Origin of the sequence: Falsigemmobacter intermedius (assembly GCF_004054105.1) — a bacterium.
Lineage (GTDB): Bacteria > Pseudomonadota > Alphaproteobacteria > Rhodobacterales > Rhodobacteraceae > Wagnerdoeblera > Wagnerdoeblera intermedia.
Genome location: NZ_SBLC01000014.1, coordinates 68,176 through 84,075, shown reverse-complemented (window position 1 = coordinate 84,075; position 15,900 = coordinate 68,176). Strand labels below are relative to the sequence as shown.

Annotated in this window: 12 protein-coding genes; 7 read left to right on the top strand and 5 right to left on the bottom strand. The window is 62.5% G+C overall.

Going from position 1 to position 15,900, the window contains the following annotated elements:
• The first annotated feature begins 25 nt into the window (after positions 1–25).
• Both EP867_RS11480 and der read left to right on the top strand, forming a co-directional pair.
• Complete coding sequence (locus EP867_RS11480) at positions 26–1,372, top strand: outer membrane protein assembly factor BamB family protein (RefSeq protein ID WP_128489309.1); 1,347 nt, start codon at positions 26–28, stop codon at positions 1,370–1,372.
• 66 nt (positions 1,373–1,438) lie between these two features.
• The gene (der, locus tag EP867_RS11475) at positions 1,439–2,929 is read left to right on the top strand and encodes a ribosome biogenesis GTPase Der (RefSeq protein ID WP_128489307.1); all 1,491 of its coding nucleotides are present in this window, start codon (positions 1,439–1,441) and stop codon (positions 2,927–2,929) included.
• 184 nt (positions 2,930–3,113) lie between these two features.
• On the opposite strand, the gene trpB is transcribed toward der, so the two are convergent.
• The 3 genes from trpB to EP867_RS11460 all read right to left on the bottom strand — a co-directional run bounded on the left by trpB (position 3,114) and on the right by EP867_RS11460 (position 7,312).
• Entirely contained in the window at positions 3,114–4,346 is a 1,233-nt protein-coding gene (gene trpB, locus EP867_RS11470) for a tryptophan synthase subunit beta (RefSeq protein WP_128489305.1), read from the bottom strand.
• Positions 4,347–4,410: 64 nt separating this feature from the next.
• Positions 4,411–6,066, bottom strand: coding sequence for an alpha/beta hydrolase (locus EP867_RS11465; RefSeq protein ID WP_128489303.1), 1,656 nt, complete (start codon positions 6,064–6,066; stop codon positions 4,411–4,413).
• 40 nt (positions 6,067–6,106) lie between these two features.
• Positions 6,107–7,312 carry an MFS transporter gene (locus EP867_RS11460; RefSeq protein ID WP_128489301.1) on the bottom strand — a complete coding sequence of 402 codons (1,206 nt, stop codon included), beginning with the start codon at positions 7,310–7,312 and terminating at the stop codon, positions 6,107–6,109.
• Between the two features lie 134 nt (positions 7,313–7,446).
• Between EP867_RS11460 and EP867_RS11455 the strand changes: the two genes are divergently transcribed.
• On the top strand, positions 7,447–9,135 hold the full coding sequence (locus tag EP867_RS11455) for a pilus assembly protein TadG-related protein (RefSeq protein ID WP_128489299.1): 1,689 nt from the start codon (positions 7,447–7,449) through the stop codon (positions 9,133–9,135).
• 5 nt (positions 9,136–9,140) lie between these two features.
• Here EP867_RS11455 and EP867_RS11450 read toward each other — a convergent pair whose 3' ends face one another.
• Together EP867_RS11450 and EP867_RS11445 are read right to left on the bottom strand one after the other, a co-directional pair.
• A complete protein-coding gene (locus EP867_RS11450) occupies positions 9,141–9,587 on the bottom strand; it encodes a TadE/TadG family type IV pilus assembly protein (protein WP_128489297.1) in 447 nt (148 codons plus the stop codon).
• A gap of 13 nt (positions 9,588–9,600) precedes the next feature.
• Entirely contained in the window at positions 9,601–11,199 is a 1,599-nt protein-coding gene (locus EP867_RS11445; RefSeq protein WP_164888842.1) for a pilus assembly protein N-terminal domain-containing protein, read from the bottom strand.
• Positions 11,200–11,454: 255 nt separating this feature from the next.
• Between EP867_RS11445 and EP867_RS11440 the strand changes: the two genes are divergently transcribed.
• The 4 genes from EP867_RS11440 to EP867_RS11425 all read left to right on the top strand — a co-directional run bounded on the left by EP867_RS11440 (position 11,455) and on the right by EP867_RS11425 (position 15,900).
• Positions 11,455–12,195 carry a tetratricopeptide repeat protein gene (locus EP867_RS11440; RefSeq protein ID WP_164888841.1) on the top strand — a complete coding sequence of 247 codons (741 nt, stop codon included), beginning with the start codon at positions 11,455–11,457 and terminating at the stop codon, positions 12,193–12,195.
• Between the two features lie 107 nt (positions 12,196–12,302).
• Positions 12,303–13,166 (top strand): RcpC/CpaB family pilus assembly protein, encoded by an 864-nt coding sequence (locus EP867_RS11435; RefSeq protein WP_128489291.1) that lies wholly within the window; start codon positions 12,303–12,305, stop codon positions 13,164–13,166.
• Entirely contained in the window at positions 13,163–14,500 is a 1,338-nt protein-coding gene (locus tag EP867_RS11430; protein ID WP_164888840.1) for an AAA family ATPase, read from the top strand. Before EP867_RS11435 ends, EP867_RS11430 begins: the two co-directional genes overlap by 4 nt.
• Complete coding sequence (locus tag EP867_RS11425) at positions 14,500–15,900, top strand: CpaF family protein (protein WP_128489287.1); 1,401 nt, start codon at positions 14,500–14,502, stop codon at positions 15,898–15,900. The genes EP867_RS11430 and EP867_RS11425 overlap by 1 nt, the downstream gene beginning before the upstream one ends.

Sequence of the window (15,900 nt, the reverse complement as noted above, 5' to 3'; positions counted from 1 at the left end):
AGTGAAGGTAAGGGGAAGAGGCTTCGTGGCAAAACTCGGCGCAGTCCTTGGGGCAGTGGCAGTTTCGGTGGTTCTCGCCGGATGTGAAAAAGATGTGATCCTCAGCGGTCAGCGGTTTGACACCCGCACGCCTGTTGATGAGATACAGGCCGCCGCTGCCGGGGGCTTCGTCGCTGATCCCGCCGCGCCGCAGAACCGCACCGCCCCCTTCAGCGCAGGCCCCGCGCAGACCAATGCGGAATGGAGCCATCGTGCCGGTTCCGCAACCCGCTCGATGCCGCATCTGGCGCTCTCGGCCCAGCCGCAGATGATCTGGGCCGCGACGATCGGATCGGGGGCAGGCAAGCGCAACCGTCTCTCCGCCGCGCCGATCGTGGCCGCAGGCCGCGCCTTTACCATCGACAGCCGCAACCAGCTGGTGGCCACTTCCACGGCCAATGGCGGCACGCTCTACAGCGTGAACCTCGCGCCTGCGGGTGAAAATATCGACGCCGCCAATGGCGGTGGAATGGCCTATGGCGACGGGCGGCTTTATGTCACCACGGGCTTCGGAGAGCTGCTGGCGCTGGACCCGGCTTCGGGCGGTATCCTCTGGCGGCAGAAGTTCTCGGCGCCCGTCTCGGGCGCGCCTGTGGTGCAGGGCGGCACGGTCTATGTCACCGGCCGCGATGCCGGGGCCTGGGCTGTCAACGGCGCCAATGGCACAGTGAAATGGGCCCATACCGGCGTCCGGCAGGGCACCGGTCTTCTGGGCGGCACTGCGCCCGCCCTGAACGGCTCCACCGTGGTGGTGCCCTATTCCTCGGGTCAGGTTGTGGCAATCGACCGCAACAAAGGCGAGATCACCTGGCAGGGGGCCGTGGCCGGCCAGCGCCGTGGTGCAGCCGTTGCCTATCTGCAGGAGATCACCGGTGATCCGGTGGTTTCGGGCGGCAAGGTCTACGTCGGCTCCTCTTCGGGTCGCACCGTTGCTTTCAATGCCGGCAATGGCCAGATGCTCTGGGATGCCAAAGAAGGCAGCATGAATGCGGTCTGGGCGGCCGGTGGCTCGGTCTTCCTGGTTTCTGATCAGGGCCGTCTTGTGCGGCTGAACGCCGAAACCGGCGAGACCATCTGGTCGGTGCCGATGGGGCAATACACCCGCACCCCGGCCCGCAAACAGCTTGAGGTTTATGGCCATTATGGCCCGGTTCTTGCCGGTGGTCGTCTGGTCGTCGTCTCCTCTGACGGGCAGATGCGCTTCTTCTCGCCCGAAAGCGGGGCCTCGCTTGGGGCCATCGCGATGGGCGACGGCGCGGTCGCACCGCCGGCAGTGGCTGGTGGCACGATTTACGTTCTGACTTCAAAAGGGCAGCTTCGGGCTTTCCGCTGAGGCCAAAAGCGTGTAAGCCCCCTTTCTTCGCGTGCTGCCTTCCCGCACGCTGACGGAGAATCACGCATGAGCTTCACGCTGGCCATCGTCGGGCGCCCGAATGTGGGCAAGTCGACGCTTTTTAACCGCCTTGTCGGCAAACGTCTGGCGCTGGTTGACGACCAGCCCGGGGTGACCCGTGACCTGCGCGAGGGCGATGCGAAGCTCATGGATATGCGCTTCACGGTCATCGACACCGCCGGTCTCGAAGAAGTGACCGACGATTCGCTTCAGGGGCGGATGCGCCGCCTGACCGAGCGCGCTGTGGATATGGCCGATATCTGCCTCTTCCTGGTGGATGGCCGTGTCGGCATCACGCCCTCGGATGAAACCTTTGCGGATATCCTGCGCAAAAAGAACGCCCGCGTGATTCTGGGCGTGAACAAAGCCGAAGGCAAAGCCGGTGAGGCTGAAGCGCTCGAAGCCTGGAGCCTCGGCCTGGGAGAGCCGCTGCGCCTTTCCGCCGAGCATGGCGAGGGCATGGATGACCTCTATTATATGCTGCGCCCGCTCGCGACGGAGTTCAAAGAGCGTGCAGAAGCTGACGCACCGGAAGTCGACGTTGATATCCCCGAGGACAGCGAAGAGGATTTTGACGGCGAGCCGCTGATCACCCAGGCCAAACCGCTTCAGATCGCCGTCATCGGCCGTCCGAACGCAGGCAAATCGACCCTGGTGAACCAGATCCTCGGCGAAGACCGCATGCTGACCGGCCCGGAAGCTGGCATCACCCGCGATGCGATCTCGATCCGTACCGAGTGGGAAGACACCCCGATCCGGATCTGGGACACGGCAGGCATGCGAAAAAAAGGCCGGGTCGACGAGAAGCTTGAAAAGCTCTCGGTGGCGGACGGTCTGCGCGCCGTGCGTTTCTCGGAAGTGGTCGTCGTTCTGCTCGACGCTCAGATCCCGTTTGAAGTGCAGGACCTCCGCATCGCAGGCTTTGCTGAGCGTGAAGGCCGCGCGGTCGTGGTTGCGGTCAACAAATGGGATCTGATCGAAGACAAGAACGAGAAGCTCGCAGAGCTCAAAGAGATGTTCGAGCGTCTTCTGCCGGAACTGCGCGGTGCACCTCTGGTCACCATCTGCGCGCGCACCGGTCGCGGACTTGATCGTCTGCGCGGGGCAATCCTGAAAGCGCATGCTGTCTGGAACCGCCGCATTGCGACGAACAAGCTGAACCTCTGGCTGAAGACGATGACCGAGGCGCACCCGCCGCCGGCGCCGGGCGGTCACCGCATCAAGCTGCGCTACATTACTCAGGCGAAAACCCGTCCGCCGGGCTTCGTCATCAAGTGCTCGCGCCCCGAGGATATTCCGGAAAGCTACAAGCGCTACCTGATCAATGGCCTGCGCGCGGATTTCAATATGCCAGGTACGCCGATCCGGATTTTCCTGCGCGGACAGGGGAATGAGAACCCTTACCGCGAGAAGAAATTCCATACGCCATCTCGCCTGCGCAAGCATATGGACGGTAAGGCGGGTAAGACGGGCAAAGAACGCGCCGGTCGCACCTGAGGCACCCCCGGGAGGTTTTGCACCTCCCGGACCCTCCGCAGAGTATTTTTTAAAACCCAAAAACCAAAAAGGCGCCCGATCCGGAGCGCCTTTTGTTTTGGCTTTTATGAAATACTCTCGGGTGGGGTCCGGGGAGGGCAGACAGCCCTCCCTGGGGGTGCCGAAGCACAATCCGGTCTGATCGTCAGATCTTCATGTCAAATCCGAGATGCTTTGCGACCGTGAAGATGTCCTTATCGCCGCGGCCTGAGAGGTTGACCACGATGATCTGTTCTTTCGGCAGCGTCGGTGCAAGCTTCATGACGTGCGCAATGGCATGTGACGATTCAAGCGCGGGGATAATCCCCTCAAGGGCACAAAGCTCCTGGAAGGCCTCGAGCGCCTCGGCGTCGGTGATTGACACATATTCGGCGCGGCCGATGTCGTGCAGCCATGAGTGCTCAGGTCCGATGCCGGGGTAATCCAGTCCGGCAGAGATCGAATAGCCCTCAAGGATCTGACCGTCTTCATCCTGCAGCAGATAGGTCCGGTTACCATGAAGAACGCCGGGTCGGCCGCCGGCGAGCGAGGCGCAATGCTCCATCCGGTCATCTACGCCTTTGCCGCCGGCCTCGACGCCAATGATGCGCACGGAAGAATCGTCGAGGAAGGGATAGAAGAGGCCCATGGCATTAGAGCCACCGCCGACCGCGGCGACCACGACGTCCGGCAGCCGTCCTTCGCCTTCCTGTTCCTGCAATTGCTGACGGGTTTCCTCACCGATCACGGCCTGGAAGTCGCGGACCATGGCGGGGTAGGGGTGCGGCCCGGCGACGGTTCCGATGCAGTAGAAGGTATCGGCGACATTCGTCACCCAGTCGCGCAGCGCGTCATTCATCGCGTCTTTCAGCGTGCCGCGGCCAGAGGTGACCGGGATCACTTCGGCACCGAGGAGGCGCATGCGGAAGACGTTGGGGGCCTGACGTTCAACGTCATGGGCGCCCATATAGACGACGCATTTCAGACCGAATTTCGCGCAGACCGTGGCGGTGGCCACACCGTGCTGACCGGCACCGGTTTCGGCGATGATGCGGGTTTTACCCATCCGGCGCGCCAGGATGATCTGGCCGAGCACGTTGTTGATCTTATGGGCGCCGGTGTGATTCAGCTCTTCACGCTTGAGGTAAACTTTTGCGCCGCCGAGCTTTTCCGTCAATCGCGGCGCGTAATAGAGCGGCGAGGGACGCCCGACGTAGTTCTTCCACAGATCTTCCATCTCTGCGCGGAAGGCGGGGTCGGTCTTGGCGAAATTATATTGCTTCTCAAGCTCGAGAATCAGCGGCATCAGGGTTTCCGACACGAAGCGGCCGCCGAAGATCCCGAAGCGTCCCTGCTCGTCGGGACCGGTCATGAAGCTGTTTTTGGTGGTCTCGGACATGACGCATCCCCCTGCACTGGCTGTCGGCCCCATATAACAGGCCCTGCGGCAGAGGGAACAGGTCTCACAGGTTGCGGGCGCGAAAGAGCGCGTTCAGACGGGCCATTGCCTCTGTGCTCAGCGGCGGGTCGTTAAGAAGCGACTGCCAGCCGTAGAGGTAATCCCGCGCGGCATAAACATGGCCGTAGCCTGCCGGAGTGGTGGTGGCGGTCAGCAGATCGAAACCTACCTGGAAAAAGGTGACAAGCGGCAGCCAGCGCAGATTCGGGCTGACATCATGCGGTGCCGGGCCGCTGAGCCAGGCAGGGCGGCGCCACAGCAGGTTGGGAGAGAAAAAGGTAATTCCGTCAGAGGGATATTGAAGGTAGAGAATCCTGACCGGGCCCCAGTCCGGCGCCGCGGGCGGCGGTGTGCTGCCGGAGGTCTGGTTGATGAAGCGAACGACCCGGCCGTCGCCGTAGAGGGGTCTCCAGGCGGGGCTCTCCGGGGCGCGGTCGGCGGTCAGATGCTGCCAGCTTTGTCCGGCGAAGGGCGGGCCTGCACGGAAGGCGCCTGTGTAGGGCGCGGCGATCACATCATAGAGATCGGCGGACAGATCGGAATGCAGGGCACCGAGGCTCAGCCCGAAGAGCCAGAATTCGGGGCGGCTGTCTTCGGGGAGGCTTTGCCAGTAGCGGTGAAAGGCGCTGAATGTCGCCTGAGCGGTCTGCACGCCATAGCTTTGCACGGTGAGCAGCGAGAGCCAGCTTGGCAGATAGGAATATTGCACCGAGACCGTCGCGACATCGCCGCCGGTCACCACCTCCAGCGGGACCATGGCGGCCGGATCCACCCAGCCGGTGCCGGTGGGCGTGGCAAGGACAAGGCGGCGGCGCTCAAATGCACCTATGCGGATCGCCTCACGCAGGGCCAGATCGGCGCGCTCCTCAGGGGTTGAGGCGGATCCGAGGCCCACATAGAGGCGCAAAGGTTCCAGCGCCGGGGCGCCGGTGATCTCTGCGATGGTCGCAGCATCCAGCGGATCGGCTACCCGATTGCGCCCCTCTGCACCCAGATCGCCCCATGAGAGCAGAGAGCCGGGACCGCCGCTGCGCAGACCGTCGAGGGGCGGCGGCTGATCTTCGGGCAGGGCGCGGTCAATCAGGGCGTAGCTTTTGTCCAGCGCCGTGTAGATCCGGCTCAGCAGCACATCATTGCCGAGGAGGTTAAAGACAAAGACCGCCCCGATCAGCCCGGTGACAAAGGCGAGGCGGGGCGGAAGATGACGGCTCAGCCGCCGCTCAATCACCCCGACTGCGAGGCGGAAAAGACGCCCCAGCCAGATCAGCACAAAGGCCAGCACAGCAGCGGTCAGCGCGATGGTGAGCGGGCGGACCGTCTCAACCGGCTCCAGCTCCATCAGCAGGCGGATTTCATTCTGCCAGGCAGAGGCCTGGGCCAGCGCCGCCACCATCACCACAGCGCCCAGGGCCTTTAGACTGGCCCCCGCGCGCTCTGCCCCGCGTCCGCGTGGCACCGGCAGCCCCAGCGTCTGCCAGATCAGCAGAAGCAGCACCACCAGCAGATAGGCGGCTGCAAAGGCCAGCCCGGCCAGTCCACCCTGCAGCATGCCGCTTCGCGGCACCAGCGAGGGGGTAAGGGCCGCGGAAAATGCCAGCGCCCCGGCGAAGGCAGCCGGGGCGGAGAGGTGAAAGAGCGAACTGAGGGCGGCTTTTGACATGCGCTCAGACTGCCTGCGGCGCAGAGGTCTGTCCAGTTTCTCAGTCAGAAATCTCAGAGCGCCGTGGCAGAAACAGCGTCAGAAGCCCGATGGCGGGCAGGACGGAGCAGAGCTGATAGACGAAGAAAATTCCCTTCGCATCGGCAATCTCACCCAGGACCGCAGCACCGATGCCGCCCATGCCAAAGGCAAAGCCGAAGAAAATCCCCGCGATCAGACCCACACGTCCGGGCACAAGCTCCTGAGCATAGACCACAATTGCCGGAAAGGCTGAAGCCAGCAGCACACCGATGATCACCGAAAGCACCCCGGTCCAGAAGAGATCGGCATAGGGCAGCATCAGGGTGAAGGGCAGCACGCCCAGGATTGAGATCCAGATCACGCTGAGCGTGCCGAAGCGGTCCCCAAACGGCCCGCCGAGCATGACGCCGACCGCCATGGCGGCGAGAAACAGAAACAACATCATCTGCGACTGCTGCGTGGTCAGATCAAAGCGCTCGATCAGGAAAAAGGTGTAATAGCTGTTAATGCCTGCGGTGTAGAAGTTCTTTGAGAAGGTCAGCAGCGCCAGGATGACGATGGCTGTCATCACCCGTCTGCGGCTGAGTTTCACGACGGCCCTGGTGGCCTTTTTCCCGGCGTTGCGCGCCATGGCGCGGATATACCAGCTGCCGATCTGCCACAGGATCACCATCGCGCAAAGCGCGATCAGCCCAAACCAGCCGATCGTCGGGCGCCCGAAGGGCACTACAATGAAGGCCGCAAGCAGCGGGCCGATGGCCGTCCCGAAATTACCGCCCACCTGGAAGAAACTCTGGGCCGTGCCGAAGCGCCCGCCAGAGGCCATTCGCGAGACCCGCGATGCTTCAGGGTGAAAGATTGCCGATCCAAGGCCGATCAGCATCGCTCCGGCAAAAAGCATGGCGTAAGACTGCGCCCAGGCCAGCATCAGAATGCCCGCAAGGCTTGCCGCGCTCGACAGCGGCAGCGAGCGCGGGAAGGGATGTTTGTCGGTCACCAGCCCCACCACCGGCTGCAGCAGCGAAGCGGTGATCTGAAAGGCAAAGGTCAGAAGGCCGATCTGCCCGAAGCTGAGGCTGAATTCGTCGCGCAGCAGCGGGTAAAGCGCAGAGAGCAGCGACTGCAGCACATCATTGCAAAGATGGCACAGGCTGACCCCGAAGATGATGATCCAGGCGGTGGCGCTGCGGGGCGGAGTGGCGGCAGGGGAAGAGGGAGCAGACATGCGGGCCTTTCGCTGCGGCCGGATGCCGCGCAGACTTTGTGTCCCCATGACCGGAAGGTTGCAAGAGGCGGCGGCTTAACCTTTCCTTCAATGAGCTTTGCGACACTGCCTTCGGGTGTGACTGAAGGTGTGTGATGATGTTTTACGCTCTGCTGCGTCGCTTTTGCGGCGACCGCTCCGGTGCTGTGCTGCCGTTCATTGTGGTCCTCATCCCGGCGCTGCTGCTGGTGGGGGGCGCAGCCACCGATATCAGTCAGCTGAATGCACAGCGGCGCTACACCCAGTCACAGGCCGATCTGGCTGCGCAGAGTGCTGCGCGCCATCTGCCGGATCCGGTCGCCGTGCGGGCGGCGGTGCGCAGGGTCGTTGCGGCCAATCCGCGCTTTGGGGATCTGACGCTTGCCGACGGCGATATCCGTCTGGGCAGCTATTCGCCGGAGGGGGGCTTTGTCCCGGTTGCGGATCAGTATTCGCCTGACGGGGTCACAGCGGTAGAGGTGGATGTCCCCTCGCCTTTCGATCCGATCCTGCTGGGTCCGGTCCTGTCGGACGATGCGATTTTGGTGCGCCGTCAGGCGGTTGCGGCGCAAAGCAGTGGTATAGCCCTCTTCATGCTGCGAAATCGTCTGGCGGGGCTCGATCTGCAGCATTCGGGGCTGAGCGGACTTCTGACGCCGCTCGGGCTTGGTGTGACCGCGAATGTGCTGAGTTATGAAGGGCTTTTGAATACCAGGCTGCGGGTGAGCGATCTTCTGGGGCTGGTGACTGCGGGCCTCGCGGCTGAGACGCTGACCTTTGATGATGTTCTTCGCCTCCCCATTGCCGTTCCGGAACTTCTGGGTGGGCTGGTGCGGCTCGGGGCGCTGCCGCCGCAGGTGATCCCTGAGGCATACCCCTCGCTGAATACGATTACTTTTCAGGATATTATGATGATGTCCCCCGCGCTCGCGCGTTTGCGGGCGGGCGATATTCTGCCCGATCTTTCCATATCTGCCCTCGATTTTCTGGGCGTGCTGGCGCAGTTGCAGGCGCGTCCTGAAGAACGCCTCGGGGTCGGCGTGGGGCTGGATGTGAATGAGCTGCTGCCCGGAATTGCTGCGGTAAATCGTCTGGTGGATGTCTCCGCGACGGTCGGCCTGATCCGTCCGCCGGTCTGGGTGCTTGCGCGGATGGATGACACCCCCCCGCAGGTCGCGCGGGTCAGTCAGACGGGGGCTGAGATCTCCGCCTCAACCCTGAGCCTGCTGGATCTGACGGTTACGACCGGGGCCTCAAATGCCGAGGCGCGGTTGAAATCGCTGAATTGTGCGGCCTCACGCCCGACCGATGTTGCCGCCGTCTTTGATGTCACCACAAGCCCGGTCACTCTCGATCTGCGCCTCTCCCTTTTGCAGCTGGCCGATGACCTGTCAGAGCGCGACATGGCCCCGCTGCCGCTCAGCGGCAGCACCCGCAGTGTGCCGATTACCTATGGCCAGATCGGCACCGCCGTGAAGGTCAGCAGCCCCCTCTCGCTCTCAGGTCTGACGACAGGGCTGAAAGACGTGCTTGGCCGCGTGAAGACGGATGTGACGGACCGGCAGAAAAAATGCAGTGGCGTGCTGGGGGCGCTGCTGTGCCCGGTCACGCTGCTGGCTTCCGGGATCACCGCCGCCCTGACCACGCTTTTGGGCGATGTGCTCACGACCGTGAATAACCTTCTGATCCAACCCCTTCTTCTGGATAATCTGGTGGCACAGCTGCAGGCTTTCCTGGGCCTGACCATCGCCGAGGCCGAGATCGTACTTGCAGGGACTGCCTGCAGCGGCGGTCTTGTGCAGTGACGCGCTCAGAGAAAAGTGACCGAACTGCGGGTGATCGTGCCCAGGTCCACACCGAAGCTGCGGGCGAGGCCCTGCACAAAATCCCCGCCAAAGTTGTAATCGACAATGATGGTGACGCGCCCCTGGGCATCCGGCTGCCCGGGGCAGGGTCTGAGGGTCAGTTTGTCGGCGCGGACCAGAAGTGTCTCCCGCACAATGCCCGCCAGATCCTCCTGTCTGAGTTTGTCGCAGACATCACTCGGAGGGTTGGAACCGTTGAGATGCCGAAAGCTTTTTCGTGCCAGTTCATGGGCCACCTGCTGCACATCGCTGGTGGTTGAGATCATCAGGCTGATCAGCACCAGAAAGCCGATCAAGGCCACGACAATCGGGAAGATAATGACGAATTCTGCCGTGACCGCCCCGCTTTCGGAGCGGAGCGGGCCTGAATAAAGGCGGACGAGGCGTTTCATGATGGCGTCTCCGTCACTGCAGCATGAAGCCACCCGCAGATCCCGTGGCGCTGAGCGGCGCGCCGGGACGGCGGGTCCGGGTGAACCGACCGGTGATTGCCTGCTCGATCCCGCTTTGAACGAGCGGGATATCGGAGACAGGATCGCGCGGACGGGAATTTTGTGGCTTCACAAGATAGGGCGTGACGATGATCACCAGTTCACTTTCCCCCCGTGCAAAGCGTGATGAGCGAAAGAGCGCACCGATCACCGGCAGGCGCGAAAGGCCCGGCAGACCGTTGAACCCCTGCTGCGAACTCGCCTGGAACATGCCGGCGATCGCAAAGCTTTGCCCGTTTCCGAGTTCGACCGTTGTGGTCGCACTGCGCTCTGTCAGGGCGGGGGCCTCTGCCGTCGACGAATTCATCCGGTCGATATCGCGCACGCGGGTGTTCAGCATGATTTCGATTCGGTTTGAGGATTTGACCGTCGGTGTGAACTCAAGCTCAACGCCGATGGCCTCCATTTGAAGACTGGTGTCATCGCCGCTGCCATAGACGTAAGGCACGCGCCCACCGGCAAGAAAATTCGCGGTTTCACCGGAGCGGGTTGTCAGATTGGGCTCTGACAGAATGGTCACGAGACCGTTTCGGGCCAGGGCATCAAGAACAAGGTTTATGTTGCGCGAACCATTGGCGACACTGACGGTGAAGGGGCCGTTAACTCCGGTATCGGCTGAGTTGAAGGTATTCCGCCCGTTATAGCGGGAGGCGCTCAGTCGGATCCCCAGATCCTCACTGATCGAACGTGAGACCTCTGCGATGCGAACCTGCAGGTTAATCTGCGCGCGGTTTCCCGTTTCCAGGCGGTTCACCACAATCACGCCCGATCCGGCCAGCCCTGCGACCACCGCGCGGGCGGCCTCTGCATCCTCAGGGCTGGCGACGGCGCCGGTCAGAAAAACGGCGCCATCTACTGCTGAGACGTTTACCGAGCCGCTGCCCGCTGCCCGGCGCGCGGCCGCTGTCAGCCTGGCCGCATCGATGCGCACATTGACCGATAACCGCATAATCTCTTCGTCGTTTTTGCCCAGCACAAAGAGACTGGTCTCACCGATCGAACGGCCGACGATATAGAGGTAGCGGGCGGATTGCAGATCAATATCTGCCACACCGGGGTTGGACAGGAAGACAGATTTCGCCGGATGATCGAGCCGGATGAACCGGGCCTCGTTCACATTCAGCGCCACCGGCGCTGTCATTGTCAGCACCGGAACGGGATCCTGCGTCTGTTCACTTTCCGCCTGCGTCTCGTCAGCAGCGGAGGGATCATCGGAGAACTCCGGGACGGTCAGGATGAGCGGCCCCTCTGCCTGCATCGTGCTTTGTGCAAGGGGCGTGGCGGTGATGAGAGCTTCCGCGGAGGCCGGTTCCGGCGTTGGAACAGGCACTTCGACCGCCATTGGGGGCGGGGATGGCGCGACCGTTTCAGTGACCGGGGCGGGTGCCGTTGGGGGAAGCGTCACCATAGCGGGCGGCTCTCCCGGCCCGTCCTGAGCCCAGGGTGCGGTTGCGCTGAAGACGATGGCCGCGCCAAGGAGCGGCATCCAGGAGTAAGAAACCAGGCGGGTCATAGGCTTTGCCTCAATTTGTATGAGAGAACACCTCCGGTCGCGCCTGTGACGGACCGGCTGATATTCAGAAGACTTCGGCCCCGGCCGGCGCATCCGGCAGGAACCACAGCACGACGTTCTTGAATTACTCGCCTTAAGGTTGCGATTTCTCTCGACCGCATGCCTTTCCGGGCGTAGCCTTGGCTTCAGGTCTAATCTGACGGAGTTAATGGCGTGTTTAGCCCAACCCCCGCCGCGACTGTTTTGAGTGTGTCTTTGTTTGTTCTGTCCGGCTGTGCTTTGAGCGGCAGTGAAGAGGCTGAGCGTCTGAGCGAGACGGCGCAGGTGGCCCAGGCCTCTTTTGCCGTTGGCGATTATCCCGAAGCAGCGCAGCTTTATGAAAAAGTCTCACAAACTGAGCCGGGCTCAGTGTCGGCGCTGATCGGTCTGGGGCGCAGCTATGCCGCCATGGGACAGATCGCCCGCGCGCAATCCGCGCTGGACCGCGCGAGGCAGCTGTCGCCGCGCAATCCGCAGGTTCTCAATGAGCTGGGGCGACTGGCGCTTGGCCAGGGGAATGCCGCCCAGGCGCTTGATTTCTATGAGGCCTCTCTCGGCTATGATCGGAAAAATCTGGCGGCTCTGACGGGGAAGGCGGTCACGCTGGACTATCTTTCGCGCCATAAGGAGGCCCGCGCTGTCTATGAGACGGGTCTTGCGATTTACCCGACGAATTTTGTGTTGCTGAGCAATCATGCGCTGTCGCGCGTGTTGTCGGGGGATGGTGCAGGGGGAATCGCTCTGATGGAGGAGCTGCGCCGCGATCCGGTGCAGGGCAGCCAGGTCGTGCCGAATCTGGCGATTGCACAGGTCCTTGAGGGGCGCAGTGCCGAAGCGCGTAAGGTGCTGAAAGGACAAATGAGTGAGGCGCAGATCGCAGCCCTTTTGCGCCGTGCGGAAGAGGCGCGCCGCATTCGTGCTGAGGGACAGCCGATCGGGCATCTCGTTTTTCAATAAAACTGCAGACAGATTTCCCGGAGTGATTCGCCCGGGCGTAAGGCTCTGTTGTCAGTCTCACGCTCTTATACCCCCGAACCCGGCGCAACCGGCTGTGGGAGAGGGTGATGAGATTTCGGATTTTTGCCTTGCTGATAATGGGCGTGGCCCTGGCGCTGGTCGCAGGTTTTGCGAGTTTTAGCTACACGCGCGGACTTGAGGCCAGGCTGGCCGCAGCAGAGGCGGCATTGATCGCCTATGGCGAAACCCTGATTATCCCGGTCCCTGCGCGAGATATTTCCCGCGGGGCAACGCTCAGTCGTGCGGATTTTACAGAGATTGCGATCCCTGCGCGGCATCTGCCGGCAAATCTGCTGACGAAATTTCCTGAGACTTCGTCTGAGACTAAGATCACCGCGCTGAGTGATCTGAGCGCGGGTGCGCTGGTGGCCGAGGGGCAGATCGGCGTCGCCGAGGGGCCGGATCATGACCTTGCGCTCTCCCCGGGGGGGCGGGCGGTAAGGGTCATTGCGGAGAATCTGGCTGACTTCGATGGGAAACTCGTCCCCGGTGGCCGGATGGATTTGTTCTGGACCCGCCAGATCGGCGGCGGCAGCACAGAGACCCGCCTGATTGGCCATGCATTGCGGGTTCTGGAGCTCGACGCTGTCACCACCAGCGGACGCGGCTCCGGATCCGCGGGCGCCGTTACGCTGGAGGCGGGCCTTGAAGACGCCGCGCGCCTGCTGGAGGCCCGTGGTGGCGGGCGCTTTCACGTTTTACCGCTCGGGCGGCTTAAAGTTCTGCCCGACAGCCCCCCGGTTGTCGCAGTGAACGGTCAGGATCTGGCCGCTCTGCCACTCCTTGTGCGGCAGGCCGAAGGCGCGGGAACCGGCCTGAGTGGCAGCGCTGCGCTTGCCGCTCCTCTGCGCGGTTGCCACACGGCAGTCGTGCGTGGATCTGCCCGCTCTGTTGTGGAGGTGCCCTGTTGAACCGGATGACATCCCCTTCCAGAGACAGCCTCCTCACCTCTGCAGGCAGCAGCCTGCCACTGCGGGTCTGTACCATTTGCGATGGCGTCGATGCGGTGATCCGGCTTGCCTCCTGGCTCGCGCATCTGCCCGCCAATGCTGAGCGTGTGGACCTGGAGCTGACCGATGCCGTCTCCTGGCTGACCAGCCAAAGCGCGGAAACATTTGATATGCTGGTCATCGCGCCGAATGCTGCGCGCAGCGAGGCGACACCGCGTATATTGCGCGCCGTCCTGTCCGAAATGGGGCGCCGGGCGGCTATGCAGGTTATTCTCCTGCCCGCGGGTGCGCGCCTCTCGCTCCCGGATCTGCCGGATGTTCATATCCTCAACGGCCCGCCCTTTCCCGCTCCGTCATCCCTGACACAGCGTCGGGAGATCGCAGAGCAACCGCCGATAACGCCCGAGGCCGTGGTGCAAAGCAGCCTTGCCCGCCGCTTTGCCGGATGGATACCCGCAGCCCTGCGCCCGATGGCGCCGGTTGTGCGGCCATCTTCTGCAGGACCAACCGGGGGCCCATTGCGCGTCATTGCGGTGCAGCCGCTCTGTGGCGGAGCGGGTGGCACCACCTTCTCCGCAGGTCTGGCAATTGAACTTGCTGAGGCAAATCCGGCTTTGACGGTCTGTCTCATGGACCTCGATCTGCAGTTTGGCTCCCTGGCGGCGGGGCTCGCTCTGGTGCATGAACCCAGAGTTCTGGAAACCTACCGCAATCCGCGCGCCGTAGACGGCGATATGTTTCGCCAAAGTCTTCAAAGTCTTCGCCCAAATCTGAGCGTTTTCTCCGCTCCGCCTGAGGTTTTACCTCTTGATGCGCTCAGCGGGGCGGACCTGCAGTATCTTCTGGGGCTTGCCCGGGACTCAGCGGATCTGGTCATTCTGGATCTGTCGGGCAGTGTGACGGACTGGACTGAAGCAGCCTATCTCGCTGCAGACCGGATTTGCATGATCGCGCGGCTGGACGTCCGCTCCGCAGGCAACCTCAAGAGGCTGCGCAGTCTGGTCAGCCCACAGGTTCTCCCTAATGAAAAACTATGCCCGGTCGTGAATTTTCGTCCAAAGCGGCCTCCGCGGGAATGGGCCGCCCGCATTCACAGCCTGGAATCCGGGATGGGGCTGCCTGTTCATCTGCAGCTTCCCGACGGCGGGCCGGTGGTCAGCGAGGCGGCGGACAGTGGCATCGCATTAATTCAGGCTGATCCCTCCAGCCCGCTGCGCCTCGCTCTGCAGGCCTATGCAGGCGAAGTTGCGGCATTGGTTCCGAAACAGCAGCGCCTGCAGGGGAGCGGCTTTTGATGTTCAACAAATTTCGAGACAGCCGCCCCGGAGCGGTGATGGTTCAGCCCTCGGATACTGAAGAGATTGCCCAGAGCCCGCTGTCCCCTTCGGAGATTGAGGGACCGCCGATCAGCGATCCCGAGGGGCAGCGCAACCGGCATCGTAAACTGACAGAGATACGCCAGCTCGCGCACCAGGAAATTCTGGAAACACTTAACCTCGCAGCGCTCCTGCGGGCCAGCGAAACAGAGATCAAAAGCGAAATTGCCCAGATCCTGCGCGATCTTCTGCCGCATCAGGCGGTGGCACTCAGCAGGGCGGACCGGGACGGGCTGATTGATGAGCTGTTTCATGAGGTTATGGGGCATGGCCCCCTGGAGATCCTGATCCGCGACGACAGTGTGTCAGATATTCTGATCAACGGCCCGGAGCAGGTCTATGTCGAACAGGGCGGCCTTTTGGAACTGACCGATGTGCAGTTCCAGGATGAGGCGCATTTGCGGCGGATTTTGCAAAAGATCGTCTCCTCGGTCGGGAGACGGCTTGATGAATCAACCCCCTATGTGGATGCGCGTCTGTCAGACGGCTCCCGGGTCAATGCCGTCATTGCGCCGGTTGCCGTGGACGGCACGCTCGTCTCTATCCGCAAATTCCGCCGCGACAAGCTCAGTCTTGAGCAGCTCGTGACCCTCGGAGCCCTGAATGAAAAGATGGCCCTCTATCTGCGTGCCGCCGTATCGGCCCGCCTGAATGTGATCGTTTCGGGCGGCACAGGCTCTGGCAAAACCACACTCCTGAACGCCCTTTCGGCTTTCATTTCAAGGCGCGAGCGGATCATCACCGTCGAGGATACGGCCGAGTTGCAGCTGCAGCAGAGCCATGTCGGCCGCATGGAAAGCCGTCCGCCCAATGTCGAGGGAAAGGGTGAGGTGACGCAGCGCGACTGCCTGCGAAACGCGCTGCGGATGCGTCCTGACCGCATCATCATTGGTGAGACCCGCGGGGATGAGGTGATCGACATGCTTCAGGCCATGAACACCGGGCATGACGGTTCGATGACGACGATCCACGCCAACTCCGCGCGTGAGGCTGCAAGCCGGATTGAAAATATGGTGGCGATGGCGGGGATTGAGATCCCGCTCTCCGCGCTCAGACGCCAGATTGCGGGCGCGGTGCATCTGATCGTTCAGGTGAACCGGCTTCAGGATGGCAGCCGTAAGGTGACCTCTGTCACAGAAATCACGGGCTGCGAAGGCGATGTGATCTCGATGCAGGAGCTTTTCTGGTTCGAGCAGACGGGCCTCGGGGCGGACAACCGGGTTGAGGGGCAGTTCCGATCTGCGGGCGTACGTTCGTTCTACACTGATCTTTTCCGCCGTAGAGGTATCACCCTGCCCGCAGAGATTTACGGAGCCTGA